Genomic DNA, 22,739 nt, shown 5'->3' with positions numbered 1-22,739 from the left:
ACAGGAGTCGGAAGACAGCGAGCCGCTGTACTTTGACGTTGTGCCAGCGGCACCCTTCATTGAAACCCCGATCGAAGGCGATGCCATCGGGCAGCAGGTGATGGTGTGCGGTTTTGGCGTGCCGGGCGATACGGTTACGGTGACGCTGGTCGGTGCCGCGCGTTCCGAGCCGGCAAGCGCCATCGTGCAGGAAAATCGCACCTGGTCAGTGATGCTCGATGCAAGTCTGCTCGGCGGAGGGCTTTACCGGCTCGAGGCAGTCGCATCTCTGGACGAGTTCGAATCATTTGAAACCCTGCGCTCGGTCATTTTGGGTACTTTTGTGCCAGCCCTCGACGAGCCGGCGCCGGGACGCTGGGTCAGTTATCCAGTGCAGTTCAGCGGCAAGGGCCGTCCGGGCGTGGGCGCCGTCGTGAGTTGGTACAACCCGGATATTCAGTGGCTGGCTCAGGTACCCGTGGTCGATGAGCACTGGCGCGGGGCGGCGACAATGGCACTGCCTCTGGCGGGCAACTGGTACCGATTCCGGCAGACGCTGACTGACGCAGCGGATGGCGCAACGATGTCCGATTGGGCCGACAGTGCGCGTTTTGAAGTCGAAGCCGCACGCTTGCGCAACGACAATTCCTGAAACGCGGTTTCCGACGAACGGCTATAAAACCTGTCATAAATGACAGTGGACTTGACGCCATTCGAAGCGCTCAATCGTACTCATTGAATGTGCAGCCTGACGAAGGACGTCAGGTTGCGCGGGCCAGTTGTCGCCTTAAGGAAATCTGATCATGGTTGATTCGCGCCGTCCCCCCCTGCAGCTGTTCGATCAGTTGTTCAGCAAGGAACAACGAGCACAGAACGTCGGACTGCAGAACCTCGAGACATACCTGCAAAACGGTGGATCAATTTATCCACTGGTTGAAAAGGGGGTTCAATGCATGGTCCAAGAGCATCAGCTCAGCGTTGAGCAAGCGCAACAATATTGGCGCGGCGCCAATAGCCTGGCCACGTCTCAGCGGCGCCAATTTATCGAGCAGACGCTGAGGGGCACCAGGCCCGCGCCAAAGCGCAGCTCCAGCGGTTTGTTATCGATCGTAGACGGTCCCAATTATCACGCTCTGATCGGTACCGATTTTTCCGCGTTGTGCCCGCCAGATGCACTGGAGTCCATCTGGTCGCCAGTGGCGTATCTGATCGACTTGTTGCGCTGGGTTCGTGACCGTCTGGAGGGTATTAGAAAGGAAGATGATTTCTCGCTGCATAACCGGCGCACAGATCTCTTGGCACTGAACGTCGACTTCAATGCGGTTTATCAATCGATCTCTTCTGTGGACATCATCGTTGAGGTGCTGGAGAAATTCATCGCGGCGAAAACGGATATCGGATCGATCGAAGACGCGCTGATCGCAGCCCGTTACCCCAATGGTCTGCCTTATTACCAGCATTGGGTCACAATTGATGGTATCGCGCAGTTTCATGACCTGTCGGTGGGCGACTTCGAGCACCGGGTCGACCTGGCTTATCCTTATTTTCTGCACGCCAATGCTCGAGGTGCCAATACTGCAAAGGGTTTCGCCCACGCCTCGCGGCTTGGCCCTTATCAGCGCCTGTTGCTGACAGAACCGCGTGCGGATTTCGAGCTTCGCGTAGCTTTTTTTGCGCACAACTTTGGTACCACCAATACCGAGATGTATTCGAATCTCAATCAGGTGGAGTTTTTCGGTCAGCGCACCAAGCTCGACAGCCGACAGATCGAGGCGCTTCTATCGATCGGCGACTTTGCTCCTGTGCGCTCGGCCAATGTGACCTACCCGGATGAAACGCCCGAGCAGCCTGAAAGCGAGCGCTCGGGTTCGGTTTACATAAATAACGGTACTGCGCCGGCGGTGCGTATCGATCCTGCAACCAAGCCTCGCCTTCGAATGACGGCAAACCCCAACGAACTCATCGGGTTCAACCGCTATACCCGGATGAATCAGATGGTGCGTCTGGCCAACTGGACAGGATTGCCGTTCGAACAGCTGGACGCAGTGTTGACATCGGTCATCCGGGCAACAGGGCGCGGCAATTCAACGAAAGGTCACAGCAACGAGATGGACATCTCAAGTGGCGCGGTTCATGCGCTTGGGTTGTTCCAGACGTTGCGCGAGCGCTACGAATGCACCGCCGCGGACTTTGCTGTGTTTGTGGGTGAGCTGTCGGTTTACGGTCGCGGCGAAGCGCTCTCGCAGTTCGATCAGGTGTTCAATTTTCAAACCGGTTATCGCGAGCCTTTCAAGCTCGACGACGGTGAGTTTGCGGTGGCGCCGATACCGGGCGAGGTGGATCTGACGATCAGCCAGCTTTGCAGTGGTCTGGCGATTGATCCGCAGACTTATTACGTGCTGGCGAACGCAGTGGCCAAGGCTCATGGCTTGACCGACAAATTGAAGCGCAACGCAGCGATTATCTCGAGCTTCTACCGTTTGGTGAGGCTGGCCCGGCTGTTGAACATCACTCCGGTTGAAGGCGTGCTGATGCTATCGATCCTGGGCGGCGATGACTGGGTCAATGGCTTGGCCGGCACGCCTGTCATTCGCGATGTACCGGAGGGTTCACCGGATGCGCTGGAACTGATCGAGGCTATGCAAAGTTGCGTGCAGTGGTGCGCGCAAAACAATCTGCCGGTGTTGTGGGTGTTGCAGCATGCGGTCGCTGCGCCAGCGGCTCAGGATCCATCCGAACAGGATGAGCAGTTTTTCGAGCAGCTTCGCAATTTGCTGCCGACTGCACAGCTGTCCAACAGTACGTTTCTCATGGCAGGCGTTCCGGCAGCCGGGGCCGCGGACTGGATCGAATTTCTCGCGACATCCGCCGACAACCTGGGGCCGATTACCGACGCGCATGGTTTGATCCTGCCTCCGGAGGGAAGCGCTGAGATGTATCTGGCCTCCGTCCATAAAAAAATCGCCTGGGCGGTCGACAGCGCCCTGGGTGAGATCGAGCCAGCGTTGCGGCAGAGCATCATCGACAGCATGGTCAGCGCGTTTTTACAGATGCGCGATGCGCAGACTTCGCTGGTCAAGGAGACGCTGGCGGCATACGCCGGCGTTGGCGTGGATCAGGCATTGCCGGTCCTGAACTGGGCAGACGTCACGGTGCATCAGTTACTGCTGCATGTGCTGGAGCAAGCGGATGCGGGAAGCGAAGGGGCCGGCCGAACTCGCCCCCGAGTTGCCGACACGTCATCCGATCTACTGGCTGAAGTTCGCCGGCGCAGTGAGGTGGTGTCGACACTGGGGTTAAGCGCGGCGCTGTTGCAGGATTATCTGGATAGCGGCTACAAGGACTGGCTGGTTCAGGACGACAAGCATGCGTTGACGGTGCGCACGCTTTATTTCCTGACCGTGCTCACTCGCGCTTTTGCCCTCGCCTCAGCCTCGAGCGGCCAACCGCCACAGAAGCTGTTGGACTACCTGCGCCAGGTCAACGCATTGCCGGATGTCACCGGAGATGCGAGATGGCTGGCACAACAGGCGGCGGCGATCAAACTGGCCGATTTTTTTGGCTGGAGCGTTCAGGAAGTGCGCGAATGTGTGAGCCGCATCGATCCCGACCTGAAGGTGTTGAAAAACCTTCCCCAGCTCGATTTGTTGATGCGCGTGCTGGCGCTGTCCACCGAGAGCGGCATGGATGCGTTAACGATTTTTCTCATTGGTAATCTGCCCGAAACCGTCGACAAAAAATCCTATGCCGATGCAGCCGAACATGCCCTGCTCGGCGAGTCCGATACTCGTGCCCCGATCGTGCATGTTCCAGGCGACGTCAAAGAGCTGGTCACCATCACGTGCGAAGTGGTGGATGACAGCACCGTCGTGGCTAACAAGCCAGACGAAAAAGTCACTTATAAAGTGACCCTCAAAGACGCCAATGGAAAGTCGCTGAGTGGCGTCAATGTTTATTGGCGCGCCACGTTGGGCACCATTGAATACAAGGCGACGGGAACGGACGGGACACTGTTGGTCGAGTTTATCCCCGGCAAGGTCATGGGCCGCGACACGCCAATGCTTTGGTTGGACTTGTTCGAGCCGCAATACGCCCCTCCCATAGAAATAACTGCCGACTTCACTACGTTGTCGTTCCCTATTGCAGAACTTTCACCTACGCCTTTGGAAACGGTGAAATACGGTCATGAAGTAGAACTGTATGCGGTGCTGGAGGACGACTACGGAAACCGCGGACAAAACTCGCTCGTGGAGTGGTTTGGCAAGAGCGTTGCGCCCGCGAAGATGGATGCCGTCACTATTCGGCCGGCGCAGGGGTTCACTGATCAGCAGGGGCTTACCCGGGTTTTTGTCTCAAGCAAGACGGGCGGCACATTCGTGTTCAGCGTTCGCTCTCAGTCTGGGGAACGCGAAAGAATATTCCCCAATGCCATTACCTTCGCCAGGGAGTAGCGGCAGGGCGTTGCGTACTGCCTGGCGAGCGTTTGTCTCCGGGCCATATTTCAAGGAGCAAGATCATGGCACTGAGTAATATTGGCGGGCTGCTGGAAAAACGTCGCTCGGCACTTCTTGAGTACTGCATCGGTCAAGTGGCCAATGATAAATACCCTTTTCTGAAAACACCTGAAGACTTGTTTGAATTGCTGCGCATGGATCCTCTGGATACTTATCAGGTCAAGAGTTCCAGAGTTGCCGAAGCGATAAGTTGTGTGCAGCAGTACATCCATGCGGTGTATCGAAAGCTGGAACCAGGGTTCCAGGATCACGAGTTCGACAAGCGTCATCTGCGCGAATGGGAGATTTTCAGCAATTATCCCGACTGGACCGTGCCCCAACGGGTTTCATGCTATGCGGAAAACTTCATCGTTCCATCGGTGCGACTGCGCAAAACCAGTCTGTTCAAGAATCTGGAAAACAACCTGAACCAGGCCCGTCTGGACAAAGATACCGTGCAGGCGGCGCTGGAGGATTATTTGCAGGCATTCGAACAAGTCTGCGATCTCGATGTGATCAGCTGTTTCATGGACGGCGTGACACCGGCCAAAGCCGATTACTACTTTCTGGGGCGGCAGCGGGTGCAGCCGTTCCAGTATTTCTGGCGCAAGGCCGAGATCGAACTGGGCGCAACCAGCGTTTCGGTCAATCCGGCGGTCTGGAGTGAATGGCAAGCCGTGGAAATCCCGACCGCCGATCAGGTGCTGGATATCCGCCCGGTGTTCTGGAATGGCCGGTTGTGTGTGGTCTGGGCCGAATGGCGCGACGCGGTAGTCGCGAGCGCAGCGGAGTCGCTCAGCCCGAGCAAACTGGTGATCAATCTGGCATTCATGAAGCAGAACGGGCAGTGGTCTGCGCCGTTGTGTGTGCACAGTTCAGAACACAAGGACGCGGGTTTGGCGAGCTCCAGACTGATTGCGACGGTGCAGGTCGATTATCTGAATCCGAAGGGCAAGTTGGGGATTTTACTGACGGGCAACCTATCTTCGCCATCCGGCAGTCTGCGGGTGCATGGTGTCTACGACGTTCTGATGCGCCCCCTTCTGGACGGTGGCGCATGGCTGGATCTGGCGCTTGAGGAGCGATTCGTCAGCAACGATACGGTTCAGCACCCACTGAACACTCAGGTGACTGTTGTCACTCGCATAAAGCCCCATGGTTTCCTGACGCCCTATCTCGACCTGCACGTTATGGCAACGCGCGCGGATGACAAAGATGTGCTGACGGTGCAGGGTTTTTGCAGCCCCACGGGCCTGGACAGCGCTCGGTTGAAAATGGAGCTGCAAATTGCAGGTCAGCCTTCTGATAGTGACCCGCCGCCGATCCTCGAAGAACAGGATGCAGGCGGGGGCTGGGTAACTCAGTCGTGGACTTCCTCGCGGACGAAAGGCACCTGGCCCACGCCAGTCACTTTTTCATTCGCCTCTCCCACTTCCCCGACAGGACAGAAAGAGTTCGACCTGACGATTGTCGATCTCATGGATTTCGTCCCGCCAGCTCTGCACAAGAACAGTACCGACGGGGCACAGTTTCTTTCATTCAATCAAACTGGACTGGCGTTGAAATTCATTCGGCTCAATTCCTTGTTTGGCTCGGAACTGGTGAGATGCTCGAATATTTCCGTGGACGCCGTGCTGGACTGGTCCAACCAGTTCATTCGCGAGCCGTCGCCGATCGGCGCAGAGTTCGTTGAACCACCCAATGGTGCCTTCGACGGTGCCAATGGTCTGAACTTCTGGGAGCTGTTTTTCCACCTGCCGCATTTGATCGCCACCCGGTTGCGCGACGAAGAACGCTTTCAGGAAGCGCAGAGCTGGCTGCATTACGTATTCGATCCACAGGCCACCGCAGATCCGGCCAATCCGCCGGTTCCGATCGCGAACCCGAAACCGGCGTATTGGCGTTGCCGGCCTCTGGATATCGCAACAGCGCCGGGCAATCCAGGGTGGGAAATTCAGAATCCCCTCGATCCGGATGCCATTGGCTATGCCGCACCCGCGCATTTTCAGATCCTGATGTTCACCGACTACGTAGAAAACCTGATGGCGTGGGGCGATTGGTATTACCGACAATTGACCCGTGACAGTCTGGTGGCCGCCAAGCTTTGCTATGTCCAGGCCGGGTTTCTGATGGGCAAGGCGCCCACCGCCGACACAGCGACTCGTTGGCAGACCGACACCGTGGAAAACCTCTTGGACAATTGCGAATCGCGACCCCTGCTTGAAGCGCTTGAACAAACGCTGGATTTCAACCTGGCAGATTACCCGATCGCTTCCGACACCCCGCCGATCCTGGGTTTGTTGGCCTGCGAACCTTTTAGAATTCCGATCAATCAATCGCTGCTCGACCTGTTTGCAAAGCCGCAGCAACGCCTTGATAACCTGCGCAACAATCTCACGATCGATGGCAAACCGCTGGACGTGTTGCTATTCAGCCCGATGACGGATCCCAGGGAATTGCTCCGCGATCTGGCCGCTGGTAGCGCGGCCGGGCCCAGACCGATGGGCGGGCGCCTGGTGGTCAATGCGTATCGCTGGCGGGTCACGTTCGAAGTCGCGTTGCGCGGGGTACAGAGCCTGCGGGATTTCGGCAGTCTGGTGCTGCGTCTGCTCGAGCAACGTGACCGTGCCGAGCAGGAAGAATCGCAGCAGAACCATTTGCTCGAGCTGGGTCGCTATGCCGAAACGGTACAGGAACAATCCATCGCCCAACTGGAGGCGAATGTCACAGCGCTGAAGCAGAGTCGGGCAATGGCGCAGGACCGGGCCGACGCCTATGCAATGCGTTACAGCGAAAACGTTTCGCCGATCGAGTATCAGGTCATGGCCAGTCTGCAGCAGTCGAAGACATCAGCACTGCAGGCCAAAGTTGTCAGGGTGGCAGGGGGCGTCATCGCGGCGTTGCCAAAAATCTATGGTACTTCCAACGGTGGCTTCAAACCCGAACACACTTTCGATGCGGTGGCTTTCGGCCTGGAGGTTTTTTCGTCATTGCTGCAAATCGACGCCGACCGACAGGCCACCACTGAAGGTTATCGCCGTCGCCGCAGTGAGTGGGCGCTGCAACGCGATCAGGCGCTGGCGGAGGTAGGCGCAATCGATGCGCAGATCGAAGCGCAAAGCCATGCGATCAACGCGGCGAGATCCAGCCTTGAACAGACGCTCAGGGCCAACAGCCAAGCGTTGACCATGTACAACTTCCTTAAAAAACGCGCGAGCAATGCCGAGCTGTTCGGCTGGATGCTTGGCCAGCTCAAGGCACTGCACTATCAGGCGTACGACGCAGTCGTCAGCCTGTGCCTTAGTGCTCAGGCTTCACTGGCTGCCGAAACCGGGGATTATGATGCCCCCGTCCCTTTGCCTCAGGCCTGGCTCGATCACCGTTACGGTCTGGGCTCGGGTGAACAACTGCATATGTACCTGCTGGACCAGGAGCGCAGGCGCTTGCAAAGCTACGAGCGGCGGCCGGAACTGATCAAAACCATTTCCTTGCGGCAGTTGTTCGACGACAGAATCGAGCCTCAAGAGGGCATAACCAGCTGGGCAGATGCACACGCGCAATTGATGGCAACAGGTGTGTTGGAGTTCAGACTGACCCAGTTGTTGTTCGACCGTGATCATCCTGGCCATTTCTGCCGGCAGATCAGTTCGGTGGAAGTCGATCTGCCTGTGCTGGCCGGTCCCTACGAGGATGTGCGGGCAACGTTGCTGCAGATCAGTAGCGTGACCGCGACCCGACCGACCACACAGTCTGTGCAATATTTGCATAAGCCCACCGCAATCGCACCTGGCGATCTGCTGTTCAACCTGCGCAGCGGTCAGCAGATCGTTTTGTCGGTCGGGCTTGGCGATAATGGCCAGACCCACCAGAAACCCGACGAAGGATTGCTCAACCCGTTTGAATACACGGGTGCCGTTTCCCATTGGCGGCTGAGTTTTCCTCGCCCGCTTAATCAGCCACAAGCTGCAATGCTCAAATCCTTGACCAATATCATTCTTCGCGTGCGGTACTCCATCAAGGCCGGCGAGCCGACGTACGTCCAAAAGGTCACAGACCTGGTGACCGAGGCTGAAAACACCTACCTGGCGCGCCAACGCAACGGAGCCAGCGATCATGAATGAGCCCGTCGTGCAAAAAAATGAAAGCCTGCTGCTCAATGGTGACTTCAATGATCGGCTCAAAGAGTGGCGTACCAGCGGTAGGGTTGGCCTGGCGAGCGAGTTCTATGATGGCGAGTTAGTCAATTTCATGGAGGTCGGTGTCGGGGCTTCGGCCACACAGGAAGTCAAAGCTCCCAAAACCCCCGGTGCACAAGCCGGTTACGAACTGACGTTTTTATGTGAACTGCGGCCCGGCGTTTCATGGTCGGGCGAATCGGGCTGGTTGCACATCCGCAAGCGCGGTGAAGTGTTGATGAGCATCGAGCTCACGGCGCAAGAAGATCGGAATCCGGAGCTCGAAAACGCCCGACGGCTGGCGGGACAGCCGCTTGAATTCAAGCCGCGCGCGTATCAACGGTCGCTGGATGAATTGGAATTCGTCAGCGATGACGCATTGAGCTTTGAGGTCAGCGGTGTCCCTGACAACGCAGGCGACAATCGTTCGGCAATCTGCATCACTCGAATCGACCTGCAACTGAAGCTTGAACCGCTGCAACTGCAGACGGTGCGACTGGATAGCGAAGATCTGCCACCACGCCAGACGTTATACCTTTGCCTGGGCGCTTCCCTTGGCGATGACCCGGACGACTCTCTGTTCATTCCCCACGGCCTGTCTTTTATTCCGGCAGACGGCAGCGCCTGGCTGGATACGAATATCGCATTGATCATTCACGGCAACCCGATGGAATCAGTCAAGGCGACCCCCGACTGGGGAACCGATCAGCCGCTACCGTCGCAGTGGTTGCTCGATTGCCCGGATATGGGGGAGGAAAAGGCTCATGACTTCACGATAAGTCTGGTGAACCAATACAACGCCGAGCCATACACGATTGACGTGTCGTTGGGGCATCATCGATTAGCGCTTCGCGAAGTACAGAGCGCGGCTTATTACCCTGTCCTGGATTGTGCGCAAAGCGTCCGTTTGGGTGTGCAGGTTCTCTCGTACTACACCGGCCAGGCGATTGATGGCAGGGAAGTCAGGTGGACGACTGCCGGGCAAGGTGTGCTGGGCACCGGCACTACCGATGAACAAGGCTTGGTCTACTTCGATTTCGTTCCTGAGCAAGCAGGCGATTTCATTCTCACAGCTTCGGTCGACAGTCCTTATTACCCAAGTGGCGAGGTGACTCTCGAGTTTTCGGTCACGGTGCTGGCGACCGATCCCTGGATGGACTTGCGTTGCGTTGTCGAAGGGCAGGTGACCCAGTGGAGCGCGACCGGTTATCCCAATCGCGGCACTGATTACCCCTTCATTGTGCGCTTGCCCGCCGACAGCCCTTTGCTGGCGACTGATCTATCGCTGCACTGGAGCGGCGTCGGGCATGAAGAGCTGAAGGTCACGGTCAACCCTCCACTCCAGCAACCGGTCGCTTTTGAGGGGGACGATAGTCTCTGGACGCTGGACTGCGAGGACTGGCTGGACGGTCGCTTCGAACTGTCATTGGTCTGCTCGAAGTTGTTACTGCCATCGCCGCGTAAACCCATGTCGCTGGCGCGCAACAAGGTCAGGATCGCTGACACGCGCGGCCCGAATATTTCACCGGTTGTCGAGAACTCCGAAAAGACGTTGATGCGGATGCAGGTGGTGCATGTCACTGACAAAGGTGCCGGTGAGCCAGTGATTGATGCGATCGTCGACTGGCAAACCCCCGAGGGCATTGTCGAGTCTCGTACCGGCAGTGGGGGCTGGGCCAGCCTCTATTACCGGCCGTTGACGGCTTTGAGCAACGAGACGATTACCGCCAGTGTGAGTGCCTACGAAGGCGGGCCGGCAGATGAACACTCATTTTCGGTCACGGCGTTTGCACGAGACGAATGGAAGGACAAGGTCAGCATCACGTTTGATGCTGTTCCGATTGCCAATGACGGAATCGCATGCAAGCGCGGCCAGAGGCACATCCTGACGGTCCGGGCATTAGCGGGCAGCCCGTTGATTGGCGAGGCAATTACGCTCGGATGGCGGAACGAAAATCCAGAGAACGGTCTGGCGGTGAGCGACCTTGACGTACCGAGAATATTGCGCGAAGGGGAAGATCTGAGTTGGTTGTTCAGCTCTGATCGTATCGAAAGTACCAGCAGTATTTTCGAGGTGAGTTTGCGCACCGACACTCTCACGAACAAGGATTTTTCTTGCCGACTGTTATCACCTGACCTCCATGAAGAAATGACCGTGGTCCTGGATCAGATGACAGATCTCAGGGGCCAGCCACTCTTTCCGTGTATCGGTGCTGTACATCGCTATATCTTCCGCACCAATGCGCTAAGCCCTTTAGTGGGTATTGCCATGGATCTGGTATGGAATGGAAGCCCGGCGGCAGAGCTCGGAATCGAATTGAGTCCACCCTGCGGAAGCGAAAATGTTGTGGATGACAGCGGGTTTATCTGGACGCTGGACTGTTCAAAAAGTACCAGACCCGGTGTCTTCGCACTTCGGTTCGTTATCAATACCCATGGTTTCAGCGACATCAATACGATGACCCTGGGCCACAATAAAATCACTATCGAAGACGCCCGTGCATCTGCGGTGGATCCGGTCATTGGGCAGGATCCTGCATGGATGTGGCTGAAGGTACGCTCCCCTTATCGTCCCGACCTCGCTCTGGATCAAGTGCCTGTTCAATGGACAGGCGACGGCAGCACCGAAGAGCACAGGACGGCTGCCGACGGCTGGAGTGGTTTTCCCTTTGCGCCAGCCACTGCAGGTGAACATGTGGTGACAGCGGCGGTTATCAGCCCTTATGACCGTTTTGAAGAGCGCCACTCCATGAAGGTCCTATCGCTGGAAGGGGACCCCTGGGCCGGATTTGAATACAGTTTCGACTCCCAACCGTTTCAGCCACTGGGTCAAAGCGCTGAATTCCCTCGGCGCAAGGGGCAGCACCAATTGCGCGTGAGTGCCCCGGCGCGCAGTGCGTTGTTTGACCAGCACCTGACGCTGGGCATGACCGGCACCGGGCCGACGGAATTGGGCATGCGCTTCGAGGAGCCACGTCTGGGTGACCCCAGGCTTTTCTCGAGCGCTGGAATGACCTATCGGTTCAACGCGGGCGACCTCAAGGACGGGCGTTTCGGCCTGCGCTTTTCCTCGGAGCGGTTGGCCAGGCTTTCTCCGGTTATTGCAATGTCGCTGGGGCAAGGCGCGCAGGTGGTAAAAATTGCGGATCGTTCGCGCAGCAGTCAGACGCTGTTTTGGGGCGAGGCTGTATCTGAGCAGATCACCATTGTGTCGGGCATCAGTGGCAGACCGATGGTGGGGATGAAGGTTGTCTGGAGCAGTCCGGACCTTGGTGAGGTGACCACCACTACCAACTTCTACGGTGAAGCGCGGATACGGTTCGTGCCGACGACACCGGGTACGGCGCGGTTGACCGCCACGGTGGGCGATGCGCTGTATTCGGAGTCGATTTCTTTACCGTTTTTGCTGCACGAGCCCCGGGAGATCAAGGAACTGGTCAGCGATGACCCGAGCGGGTATCCGGGGCAACAGATGACCGCGCAAGTCCTGGTCGTTTCAGCCAGTACCGCGCAACCCTTGGCCAATGTCGAAGTGATGTGGGAGTACGACCGCACCTCGCTGCCGACAACCCTGACGGATGCCGAAGGCAAGGCAACGGCGCGGATTGTCCTGGGAGGAGCAGGCGAGGCTGCATTGCGGGCGTCGGTAAAGGGTGGTTTGGCTGGCTGGGTGGTAAAAACGCTCTGGTTGACCGTCACTGAGTGTCCAGCAGCGGTGGAATCCGTTGTTGCGTCGCCTAATCCGGTTCCCTTGCAGACCTACGTCTCCATGACCGCGCTGATTGTGGCCAAGGAGGGGCGAGAGCCCATGCCCAGACGGAAAATCCTTGTTTCCACTAATGGAGCACCGTTCACTGAGTCGTTTACCGATCACAGCGGGCGATACCAGGCTCACTGGCGGCCGATGAACCTTACGGATCAGATTTCGCTGGTCGTCAAAGTAGAAAACAGCGACGGCACTTCGGACAGCGGCGCTGTGTATGTTGCAGTCACCAACTGATCGAATCTGTCAGATCGCAGCGGTCTTTTTCCAGCTCATGTAACTTGTCACCAGTCCGGCCCCCAGCTCGGCGGGCCGAACATCCATCACTGCAACGCCATGAGCAGTCAGCCGCTCATGAAGTTGCGAGCGGGCATTGAGAAAATCGATGGTGCCGCAGTAGGCGAGTGCCTCGGGCAACGTTTGCACCGTGGTCTGGCGCAATGTATCCAACGCCTGTTCACGCAGGCTCGCCACCAGCACCCGATGTTGTGCGCTCAGGCGTTTGACTGCGGCCAGCAGTTGCTCGTCTTCATCGCGCAAATTGGTTACCAGCACTACCAGCGCCCGGCGCTTCTGGCGAGCCAATAGCTGGTTGGCGGCAGCCTGATAATCGGCGGGGCGCTGCGTGCTCCCGAGGTCATAAACAGCGTTGAGCAAGACATTCAGTTGGCCGCTGCCTTTGACCGGCGCGACATGGCGCGGCTTATCACCGGCAAAGGTACTCATGCCCACCGCATCACCTTGACGCAAAGCCACATAACTGAGCAGCAGGCAGGCATTGAGCGCGTGATCGAAGTGCGACAGCTCGCCATCGTGACTGCGCATCTGCCGGCCGCAATCGAGCAGGAAGATGATCTGTTGATCGCGTTCATCTTCATACTCGCGGGCAATCGGTGTGCGCTGGCGGGCGGTGGCTTTCCAGTCGATCTGGCGCAGGCTGTCGCCCTCGCGAAATTCGCGCAACTGATGGAATTCCTGACCCTGCCCGCGACGTTGTCGCTGACGTATGCCGAGCTGGCTGAGCCAGTTGTCGACGGCGCGCAACTCACCGCCGTAAAGCCGGGCGAAGTCCGGGTAGACACGGGTCTCGTCGCGGACGCTGAGCAGGCGTTTGCCGGACCATAATCCCAAAGGGCTGGGCAGGTTGACTTCGCACTGTTCGAAGCTGAAATGCCCGCGTTCGAGAGGGCGCAGACGGTAGCTGATCTGGCTGACATGGCCGTGTTGAAGCTCGACAAGCATCGGCAGATGTTCAAACGCCAGGCCGTCGGGAACGTGGTCGAAGAGTCCAATGGCCAGTGGCTCGGCAAATTCATGGGCCACCTCCAGCTTCACCTCCGCCCAGCGCCCCAATGCCAGGCTGCCGGGCATCTGTCGCTTGATGCGCGGCGAGGGCAGGCGTCTGAGGCGCACAGCGTCGATCACCGCCAAGGCCAGCAGCGCCAGGAGCAATCCCCAGTTGATCGAAATCAGGCTGGACGGGAGGTCGATCTGCAACGCCTGCAAGGCGCCGAGCACGATACTGATAACTACCAGCAGGGCCAGCCAGATCAGCAGCAGCCGAGACGGTTTCACAGGCGCGGCGCCGGCACTTGATCGAGCAATTGCGTGAGCACCTGATCGACCTGCAGGCCTTCGATATCCAGCTCCGGCGCGATGCGCACGCGATGGCGCAACACCGCCAGCGCGCAGCCTTTGATGTCATCCGGGATTACAAACTCGCCGCCGCGCAACAACGCCCGGGCACGGGCACAGCGAACCAATGCAATCGAGGCGCGTGGCCCGGCGCCGAGGGTCAGCCCCGGCCAGGTGCGCGTGCTGCGCGCCAGGCGCACGGCGTAATCGAGGACCTGATCGTCCAGCGGCAAGTCGCTGGCGATACGTTGCAGGGCCTGGACATCCTTGGCCTGCAACACCGTGCGCAGCGGTTGCACATCGAGCATGTCGGCGCGGGTCGAACGACAGACCTGACGGACCATGTTCAGCTCCTGATCGGCGTCGGGGTAATCCATGCGCACCTTGAGCATGAAACGGTCAAGCTCGGCTTCCGGCAGTGGATAGGTGCCTTCCTGTTCGATCGGATTCTGCGTTGCCAACACCATGAACGGTTGCGCAATCGGCAGCGCGCGGCCTTCGAGCGTCACCTGACGTTCCTGCATGGCTTCGAGCAATGCCGCCTGGGTTTTTGCCGGGGCGCGGTTGATCTCGTCGGCCAGCAGCAGGTTGGTGAACAGCGGGCCTTTGCGCAGCTTGAACTGCTCGGTCTGCAAGTCATACACGGCGTGACCGGTAACGTCGCTGGGCATCAGATCCGGGGTGAACTGGATGCGCGCGAACTCGCCGCCGAAGCAACGTGCCAAGGCCCTCACCAGCAAGGTCTTGCCCAGGCCGGGCACGCCTTCGAGCAGCACATGGCCGCCGGCAATCAGCGCGGTCAGGACAGCGTCGACCACCGCATCCTGGCCGATCAGCGCCTTGTTCAATTCGTTGCGCACCGCCTGCGCCAACTGGCTGGCGCGCTGGCGCTGCTGGGCGGCGTGCGTCGCGGTGCCGGGCTCGATCTGTTCAGTCATAACGCGTTCCTCAAGGTTTGCAGATGAGCGACCTGACGGCTGAATTCGGCGCTGGACAAACGCTGCTTCGGACGTGGGCTCAGGGCCTGGCTGATGGCGCGGGTGGGTTGCCGGGTCAGGCGCGATAACGCCAGCCATTGTTCGGCCACATTCAATTGATCGAAACCGGGATGGCGGCGGCGCGCGCGGCGCAGTATGTCTTGTTGCAAGGCTTGCAGCAGCGCCTGCTGGCCGTTGTGGCGCAGCAGGAAATCGGCACTGGCACGCAGATGCTCCAGCAGTTGGCGGCGACCCGCTGGCGCCGGCATTTGCACCGGGCCGTGACGCACGCCGGCCTGCCACAAACACAGGCCGATCAAGGCGAGCAGGGCGACGATGGCCTGCGGGAAGTAGCGCCAGAGCAACGTCCACAGACCATCGTGTGCAGTGTTGTAAACCAGTGTGACGTCGGTGTCGGCGCTCAGATACCAGAGCAGCCAGGCGTTGTCATATTTGCCGATAGCCGGGGTTTTCCACAGCTCGGCATCGGTGACCACGGTGATCGTGCCGAGGCCGTACACCCGTTGCATCATGTGCGTGGCTTTGGCGCTGTTGGCCCAGGCTTGCGCGACATTGTTCGGGTCGTCGAGGTGAAAGTCGGTGTCGAAACCGGCGTAGGCCGGCGCGTCTTCGTCTTCCAGGTACAGTTTGGTCAGTTTCGGGAAGCGGTCCTTTTCCACGTCCACTGGAGGATCTTTCAAGTCCTTGCTCAGCGATTGGTGCAGTTGCACCTTATCGAGCAGCAGATCATTGCTTTGCCCGGTTTGCGCATCCCACAACGATTCGGCGACGAACACCAGACGTCCTCCGGCGCGAGTCCAGTTCAACACCTGATCGACTTCACGCGGCGTCATCCGTGCGCGCTCGCCAAACAAAAGCAAAGTGTGGCTATGCGGATCGATCTGCGGCAGCACCGCCAGCGTCTCGGCGTGATTGACCGCGAGGGCGCGCTCGCGCAGGAACATTTCTGCCGCCAGATAAGGATTGGCTTGCGCGGCAGGCGAGGGGCCGTGATCGACGGTTTCCTGATAGGGCCGGGCCTTGAGGTAGAGGAACAGGCTCAAGCCGCCAAGCAGCAGAAGCGCCAGCGCAGCCAAAGTCCAACCGATGCGCCGGTTCAATGCCCGGATCCTTTGCTGAACAATTCACGCCAGCCGTTACACAGCTCGGCTTGCAGGTGCGCGGCCGGAAGTCGGTGCCCGTAGGCCATGTTCTGCCAGTGAACAGTGAGGTTGCGGCTGTAGGCGAGCAGGTCCGGGCGTTGCAATTGCTCGATGCGGTTGAGGATCTGGCTCTCGGTGTCGGCGGCTTTCAGCGTCAGGTCGAAATCATGCAACAGATGACTGAGCAGGCCGCGATAGAGCAGGCCCAGCGCGGCGCGAGGTTCGCTCAGCCACAATTGTTCGGCACTGGCGGCGATGTCATCGGGAAGGGTTTCACGGTTCAGATCCAGCCCGAAGACGTGTGGCGGCGCCGGTGGTTTGCTGCGCGAGGGCAGGTTCGGGCGACGACTGACGAAGGCCCGGAGAAATTCGCGATAACGCCAGACCAGCCAGCCCAGCGCGGCAATCAGCGCGCCCCACAACAGCACCTCAATCACGTTCGCCAAGGCATCAAGGTGTCGACCGTCGAGCCAACCGAGAAGGGTTTTCAGCCACTGCGGAGCCTCACCCGGTTGCGCGTCCTTGGCCGGGCTTGCCGGGTCGTCTGCGAAGCGATAGCGGGTGACGCTTTCCTTGTTCTTGAACGGCGGTTGTTCGAGCAGCGACTGGATGCTGTCGCGTGCGGCCTGACTGGTCAGCGGCTGATTGAGCAACCTAGGAGCATCCGGCGCATCGCTGGCCCATACCGGTTGCAGGTTCGGCAGCAGCAGACACGCCGCCAGCAACACACCTAGCACGCTGCTGTTCAAACGCTGGCGCAAACGGCGGAAAACCAGCTCGATGTCCCAGGCTTCCAGTTGCGTGCGACGGTTCAGGTACAGGCTGAAGCCGCAGGCGACATAAACCGGTCCCCAGGCCACCAGGATCAGCGCATAAAAAACGTTGGTCAGGTGTTCCAGCCAACGCCAGTCCTGATCGGCGGCAAGCAGCAGCGATTGCCAGTCCCAGTCGGTTTCGATCTGCTGCGGCAAGAGCATGTAGAACAGCAGCATCAAGCCGATCCACAGTGCGGTTTCCAGATGCACGCCGATAATCGTCAACCATTGCGCGGCGCCGCCGTTGCGTTGCAGCAGCACCTGCAGACGTTGTTGTCTGGCCTCGCCGTCGAGCCCTTCGAGTTGCGTCACTGGCAGCACAAAGCTGCGACTCAGACTCAGCCGTCGCCAGGTCAGACTGGCCAGCAGTTGCGGCTTGAGCAGGCGCGGCCACTCGCGCAAGGCTTGCTTGAGCGTCGGGGTTTCACCGAACAGCGCTTTGGAGAGGATGTACAGCGGCAGGCGTTCGTAGGCCGGTTTCAGCCACCAGAAAATGAACACCGCCAGCGATGGCGAATCCCACAGCAACAGGCTGAGCAGGGCGAACAGCGGCAGGGTGACGATCGCCCAACTGGTCATCAACAACCGCCGATGCTGCTGGCTCATCAACACGCCCAGGTCCATGGCTTCCCAGGTCGTGCGCGGGCGGATCACTACGCTGGCGTCACTCAGGCGCATGACGAATCCTTCCGGCAAATAGCAGATACACCGCGACGGTCAGCCACAGCGCGGCGCCGACGGCGTATTTGGTCAGCGGCGTGACACTGGTTTTCGACGACCAATAAGCCTCGATAAAGGCTGCGATCAACAGGAACAGCATGGCCCCACACACCAGCAACACGCTTTTGCGTGCGGCCAGACGCAGCGCCTCGCCCCATGTCAGACGCCCGGGGGCGATCAGTGCCCAGCCCAGCTTCAGGCCCGCCGCTCCGGCGAGGGCGATGGCGCTCAGTTCGAACGCGCCGTGACCGATCACGAACGACCAGAAGGTCTGGCCGAAACCGATCTCGCTGAGATGCCCGGCCACCGCGCCGATGATCATGCCGTTGTAAAGCAGGAAAAAACCGCTGCCCACACCCATCAGCAAACCGCTGGCGAATGTCTGAAAGGCGATGCCCGTGTTGTGCATCACGTAATAGCCGAACATTACCCAGTCTTCGCTGGCCGCCCGTTCCGCCGAGCGTCCGAGGTGGCCGGCAACGGGGTCGTACATGCCTTGCATCTCGCGCACCTGTTCGGCCGGGATCAGGTTGTAGATCAGTTCCGGGAACAGATAAACCAGCACGCCGAAACCGATCAGGCTGCCGAAAAACAACAGGCTGGCGGCCGCAACGAAGCGCCATTGTTCGCGCACCAGTCGCGGGAAGTCGGCGAGGATAAAGCTGATGATTTGCGCCCCGAGCCGACTGCGATGCCGATAGAGCTGTTGATGGCCGCGCAGTACTTGCTGTTGCAATGAATCGATCAGAAAACTGCTGTAGCCGCGCGCCTGGGCCAGAGCCAGATGTTGGCAGAGACGCCGATAGGCCTTGGGAAAATCGCTGACTTGCGCTGTCTCCTTGCCTTGTTCGAGGCGTTCGAGCGCCACGGCGAAGCGCTCCCATTCGGCCTTGTGGTGACTTTCGAACAGGCTCTGCTTCATGGGGTCGGCCCCAACAAACCGTGCGCGATGCCGTTGATTTCAGACACCGCTTTGGGCGCAGAGATGTGCAACGGCTGCGCCAGCAATGCCGCCAGCTCGTTGACCCGTGCGGGAGAGAGTTCGGCCTGACGCTCGGCGAAACCAAGTACCGCGCGTTGTTCGCTCAAGGTCAGTGGAACGGGGCTGCGGCGAGGTTCAGCGTCAGGCAGTTGCGGGCGGCTCAGCGGGCGTTCGCTGTAAACCACCAACGTGCCGGCGGCAATGTCGCCGAGGCGTTTGAAGGTTGGGTGTTGCAGGCAACTGAGCGCACCGAGGAAATAGCCGAAGGGCAGTAGATCGACAAAGCGCAGCAGGTTGCGCAATAGCGAGGCCGACCAGCCGATCGGCGTGCCGTCATCGTGCACCACGCGCAAACCCAGCCATTGCTTACCCGGCGAGCGGCCCTGACGCAGCACCTCGAACAACACCATGTACCACCAACTGATGGCAAACAGCAGCAAGGAACCGAGGCCCATGCCGAGCTTGCCGAGAAACGCCAGTGCGATAAACAGCACACCGAGGATCAAGCCGCGAATGCCCAGATCGATGGCAAACGCCACGGCGCGCACCATCAACCCGGCGGGACGCAACGGCAGGTCGATGCCTTCCGGCGTTTCGACCTGATGGCGCGTATCCAGCGGTGCTTTCCTTCGCGGTGCTGTGGGCTCGAGCATGGGCTACCTGATGTTCGCCTGTTCGGGATGCAAGTGCGCCTGATGCTAGCAGCCTCTCGGGTGTGGGAGCGAGCCTGCTCGCGAATGTGGTGGATCAGTCAGCCTATGTGCAACTGACGGAAAGCCTTCGCGAGCAGGCTCGCTCCCACAAGGGCAATGCATTCCAGTTGTAGGAATCTGGAGAAATTGCTGTTCGAGGGCGACCAGGCTGGCCGTGGCAACCCTGAAACGCCTAGACTTCGCCGATCTTCTGTTCAGGATTCGCCCGTGACTTCAATCTTCTGGTACGACTACGAAACCACTGGCATCAATCCGCGCAACGACCGACCGCTGCAGGTGGCCGGGATTCGCACCGACCATGCGCTCAACGAGATCGACGAGCCGGTCAACCTCTATTGCCAACCCAGCGAGGACATCCTGCCGCACCCGGCGGCGTGCGCGATCACCGGCATCACCCCCGGCCAGCTCGCTGAAAAAGGCCTGAGCGAAGCCGATTTCATGACCCGCGTGCATGCGCAACTGGCCGCAGCGGGCACCTGTGGCGCCGGTTACAACACCTTGCGTTTCGACGATGAGATGACCCGCTACAGCCTGTATCGCAATTTCTTCGACCCCTATGCCCGTGAATGGCAGGGCGGCAACAGTCGCTGGGATCTGATTGATGTGGTGCGCGCCGCTTACGCATTGCGCCCGGATGGTCTGGTCTGGCCGACCGATGATGAAGGCCGCGTGACCCTCAAGCTCGAACGCCTCACGGCGGCTAACAATATCGATCACGGCCATGCCCACGAGGCGCTGTCGGATGTGCGCGCCACCATCGCACTGGCACGGCTGATTCGCGAGAAACAACCCAAGCTCTACGAGTGGCTGTTCCAATTGCGCAGCAAACAGAAGGTGATGGATCAGATCCGCCTGTTGCAGCCACTGGTGCATGTGTCCGGGCGATTCTCGGCGGCACGCAGTTATGTCGGCGTGGTGCTGCCGCTGGCCTGGCACCCGAAGAATCGCAACGCCCTGATCGTCTGTGATCTGCATCTTGATCCGCAGGGGTTGCTGGACCTCGATGCGCAAGCCTTGCGTCAGCGTCTTTATACCCGTCGCGATGAGTTGGCCGAAGGTGAACCGCCGGTGCCGCTCAAGCTGATTCATATCAATCGCTGCCCGGTTGTAGCGCCGCTGGCGGTATTGCGCGCACAAGACCAGCAGCGCCTTGGGCTGGACATGGCGCTTTATCAGGAGCGGGCAGTGCGACTAACTGACGCACAACAAGTCTGGAAAGATAAAGTCGCGGCGATTTATGCCAGCGAAGATTTCACTCCCAGCGAAGATCCCGAGCAGCAGTTGTACGATGGATTTATCGGTGATCGTGATCGTCGTTTATGCGAACAAGTTCGAACGGCGGATCCTGCGCAGTTGGCGCAAGAACAGTGGCCTTTCGATGATGAACGTTTGCCTGAATTACTTTTTCGATATCGAGCACGCAACTTTCCGGACACCCTCGACGTAGCCGAGCAAGAGCGCTGGAAATTATTTTGTCAGCAACGCCTGACGCAACCCGAGGCGGGTGCGCCGAATACCGTGCAGTCATTTATCGAGGCGGCAGAGCAATGGTCGCTTAGTGCGTCACCGATGCAGCGAGAGGTGCTCAATGACTGGCAGAATTATGTCCAGGCATTACGCAAACGTTTGAATCTGTGAAATCGAACATGCCCGGACAATAAATTACGGGCATAAAAAAACGCCAGCGTTAGCTGGCGTTCTTTTGTTCGCGGATCGCTCTGCGAAGGCGTTGCGGCTTAGCCCAGCAGGGTCGCCCAGCCTTCAACCACGTCGCCGCCCCACTTGGCTTTCCACTCTTTCAGAGTCTTGTGGTTGCCACCTTTGGTTTCGATGACTTCACCATTGTGCGGGTTTTTGTATTGCTTAACTTTGCGTGCACGCTTGGTGCCGGTAGTTTTTACTGCGCCGCCACGTGGAGCCTTGGATTTTGCTTCTGGATCCAGCAGCGCGATGATGTCACGCAGGGACTTGGAGTATTCACCCATCAGCGTGCGCAGTTTGCCTTCGAATTCCAGTTCGGCTTGCAGTTTGTCGTCTTCGGACAGGTTCTTCAGACGGGCTTGCAGCTCTTTGATGGCTTCTTCGGTGGCGCGATATTCGTTGATCAAGGACATGAGTACTACCTTTCGTAGAATGCTGAATGACAGGGGACAGTGCCGCAATAATAGTCAGGCTGTTTCATCAAGTAAACATTTAGATCGGCTTTTTATTTAAATGAGTTACAGGAATTAGCCGCGCTTTGAATGTTCCGTTAAATAATGTGATGCAGTCAGCACAGATATTTACAGTTGTCTGACAAAAGCCCCGCTAAAGCGTCACGGTCTTGACGTAAGACCTGCGTCAGAAAGCCGTTTGACCATGCTTTGTCCCACCCGGCGCGTATGCGTACTGCAGTTTTCCTGCGCAGTCGCTAGAATGGCGGCCTTTGTGAAGTTCTGGAGTTTCCCCCTCATGCGCACTTTTCGGCTGGTGATCTCTTGCCCGGACCGCGTTGGCATCGTTGCCAAAGTCAGTAATTTTCTGGCCTCTCATAATGGCTGGATCACCGAAGCGAGCCACCACTCTGACAATCAAGTGGGCTGGTTCTTCATGCGTCACGAAATCCGTGCCGATTCCCTGCCGTTCGGTATTGAAGAATTGCGCGAGAAGTTCGCGCCGATCGCCGAAGAGTTCTCGATGGACTGGCGCATCACCGACACCGAGCAGAAAAAACGCGTGGTGCTGATGGCCAGCCGCGAATCCCACTGCCTGGCCGACCTGCTGCACCGCTGGCACAGCGATGAACTGGATTGCGAAATCGCCTGCGTGATTTCCAACCACGACGACCTGCGCAGTATGGTCGAGTGGCACGGCATCCCTTACTACCACGTGCCGGTCAACCCGCAGGACAAGCAGCCGGCATTCGACGAAGTATCGCGGCTGGTCAAACAGCACGACGCCGAAGTGGTGGTGCTGGCGCGCTACATGCAGATCCTGCCGCCGGACATGTGCCGCGAATACGCGCACAAAGTCATCAACATTCACCACAGCTTCCTGCCATCGTTCGTCGGCGCCAAGCCGTATCACCAGGCGTCCCTGCGTGGTGTGAAACTGATCGGCGCGACCTGCCACTATGTTACTGAAGAGCTGGACGCCGGCCCGATCATCGAGCAGGACGTGGTGCGTGTCAGCCACAGCGACAGCATCGAAGACATGGTGCGCTTCGGTCGTGACGTCGAGAAGATGGTGCTGGCCCGTGGTCTGCGTTATCACCTGGAAGACCGCGTGCTGGTGCATGGCAACAAGACAGTCGTGTTCTGATCGAGCACGCCACGCTTGAAAAAC

12 protein-coding genes and 1 pseudogene are annotated in these 22,739 nt (G+C 58.8%); 6 read left to right on the top strand and 7 right to left on the bottom strand.

Features of this window, described 5'->3' with window-relative positions; translation table 11 throughout:
- The 4 genes and pseudogenes from KVG87_RS25105 to KVG87_RS25090 form a co-directional block, all read left to right on the top strand.
- A pseudogene (locus KVG87_RS25105) lies at positions 1-631 on the top strand (hypothetical protein); the annotation flags it as partial.
- A gap of 151 nt (positions 632-782) precedes the next feature.
- On the top strand, positions 783-4,430 hold the full coding sequence (locus KVG87_RS25100) for a Tc toxin subunit A (RefSeq protein WP_217853082.1): 3,648 nt from the start codon (positions 783-785) through the stop codon (positions 4,428-4,430).
- A gap of 65 nt (positions 4,431-4,495) precedes the next feature.
- Positions 4,496-8,593 (top strand): Tc toxin subunit A-related protein, encoded by a 4,098-nt coding sequence (locus KVG87_RS25095; RefSeq protein ID WP_217853080.1) that lies wholly within the window; start codon positions 4,496-4,498, stop codon positions 8,591-8,593.
- On the top strand, positions 8,586-12,647 hold the full coding sequence (locus KVG87_RS25090) for an Ig-like domain-containing protein (RefSeq protein WP_217853078.1): 4,062 nt from the start codon (positions 8,586-8,588) through the stop codon (positions 12,645-12,647). Before KVG87_RS25095 ends, KVG87_RS25090 begins: the two co-directional genes overlap by 8 nt.
- Positions 12,648-12,656: 9 nt before the next feature.
- Here the strand turns inward: KVG87_RS25090 and KVG87_RS25085 are convergent, their stop codons facing one another.
- From KVG87_RS25085 to KVG87_RS25060, 6 genes are read right to left on the bottom strand one after another with little or no spacing between them, the layout of a single operon-like run.
- Positions 12,657-13,985: a DUF58 domain-containing protein gene (locus KVG87_RS25085; RefSeq protein ID WP_217853076.1), complete on the bottom strand. Its 1,329-nt coding sequence runs from the start codon at positions 13,983-13,985 to the stop codon at positions 12,657-12,659.
- A complete protein-coding gene (locus tag KVG87_RS25080; RefSeq protein WP_076563963.1) occupies positions 13,982-14,983 on the bottom strand; it encodes an AAA family ATPase in 1,002 nt (333 codons plus the stop codon). Before KVG87_RS25080 ends, KVG87_RS25085 begins: the two co-directional genes overlap by 4 nt.
- Entirely contained in the window at positions 14,980-16,143 is a 1,164-nt protein-coding gene (locus KVG87_RS25075; RefSeq protein WP_217853075.1) for a DUF4350 domain-containing protein, read from the bottom strand. The genes KVG87_RS25080 and KVG87_RS25075 overlap by 4 nt, the downstream gene beginning before the upstream one ends.
- Positions 16,140-17,678: a DUF4129 domain-containing protein gene (locus KVG87_RS25070; RefSeq protein WP_217853073.1), complete on the bottom strand. Its 1,539-nt coding sequence runs from the start codon at positions 17,676-17,678 to the stop codon at positions 16,140-16,142. Before KVG87_RS25070 ends, KVG87_RS25075 begins: the two co-directional genes overlap by 4 nt.
- Positions 17,665-18,642, bottom strand: a complete 978-nt coding sequence (locus KVG87_RS25065; RefSeq protein ID WP_217853071.1) for a stage II sporulation protein M — start codon at positions 18,640-18,642, stop codon at positions 17,665-17,667. Before KVG87_RS25065 ends, KVG87_RS25070 begins: the two co-directional genes overlap by 14 nt.
- Entirely contained in the window at positions 18,639-19,355 is a 717-nt protein-coding gene (locus KVG87_RS25060; protein WP_217853069.1) for an RDD family protein, read from the bottom strand. Before KVG87_RS25060 ends, KVG87_RS25065 begins: the two co-directional genes overlap by 4 nt.
- Positions 19,356-19,622: 267 nt before the next feature.
- Between KVG87_RS25060 and sbcB the strand changes: the two genes are divergently transcribed.
- A complete protein-coding gene (sbcB, locus tag KVG87_RS25055; RefSeq protein WP_217853067.1) occupies positions 19,623-21,053 on the top strand; it encodes an exodeoxyribonuclease I in 1,431 nt (476 codons plus the stop codon).
- Positions 21,054-21,151: 98 nt separating this feature from the next.
- On the opposite strand, the gene mvaT is transcribed toward sbcB, so the two are convergent.
- Complete coding sequence (gene mvaT / locus KVG87_RS25050) at positions 21,152-21,529, bottom strand: histone-like nucleoid-structuring protein MvaT (protein ID WP_016773476.1); 378 nt, start codon at positions 21,527-21,529, stop codon at positions 21,152-21,154.
- 337 nt (positions 21,530-21,866) lie between these two features.
- Here mvaT and purU point away from each other — a divergent pair, with 337 nt between their 5' ends.
- Positions 21,867-22,715, top strand: coding sequence for a formyltetrahydrofolate deformylase (gene purU / locus KVG87_RS25045; RefSeq protein ID WP_041479808.1), 849 nt, complete (start codon positions 21,867-21,869; stop codon positions 22,713-22,715).
- Positions 22,716-22,739 lie beyond the last annotated feature (24 nt).

This window comes from Pseudomonas siliginis, from assembly GCF_019145195.1.
GTDB lineage: Bacteria > Pseudomonadota > Gammaproteobacteria > Pseudomonadales > Pseudomonadaceae > Aquipseudomonas > Aquipseudomonas siliginis.
This window is presented reverse-complemented; position numbering and strand designations above follow the sequence as displayed.

What these genes read in the sequence shown, in the direction of transcription:
- KVG87_RS25090 (WP_217853078.1), top strand. Translation starts at nt 8,586, where the DNA reads ATGAATGAGCCCGTCGTGCAAAAAAATGAAAGCCTGCTGCTCAATGGT.
- KVG87_RS25100 (WP_217853082.1), top strand. Translation starts at nt 783, where the DNA reads ATGGTTGATTCGCGCCGTCCCCCCCTGCAGCTGTTCGATCAGTTGTTC.
- purU (WP_041479808.1), top strand. Translation starts at nt 21,867, where the DNA reads ATGCGCACTTTTCGGCTGGTGATCTCTTGCCCGGACCGCGTTGGCATC.
- KVG87_RS25080 (WP_076563963.1), bottom strand. Translation starts at nt 14,983, where the DNA reads ATGACTGAACAGATCGAGCCCGGCACCGCGACGCACGCCGCCCAGCAG.
- KVG87_RS25095 (WP_217853080.1), top strand. Translation starts at nt 4,496, where the DNA reads ATGGCACTGAGTAATATTGGCGGGCTGCTGGAAAAACGTCGCTCGGCA.
- KVG87_RS25065 (WP_217853071.1), bottom strand. Translation starts at nt 18,642, where the DNA reads ATGAAGCAGAGCCTGTTCGAAAGTCACCACAAGGCCGAATGGGAGCGC.
- KVG87_RS25070 (WP_217853073.1), bottom strand. Translation starts at nt 17,678, where the DNA reads ATGCGCCTGAGTGACGCCAGCGTAGTGATCCGCCCGCGCACGACCTGG.
- mvaT (WP_016773476.1), bottom strand. Translation starts at nt 21,529, where the DNA reads ATGTCCTTGATCAACGAATATCGCGCCACCGAAGAAGCCATCAAAGAG.
- KVG87_RS25060 (WP_217853069.1), bottom strand. Translation starts at nt 19,355, where the DNA reads ATGCTCGAGCCCACAGCACCGCGAAGGAAAGCACCGCTGGATACGCGC.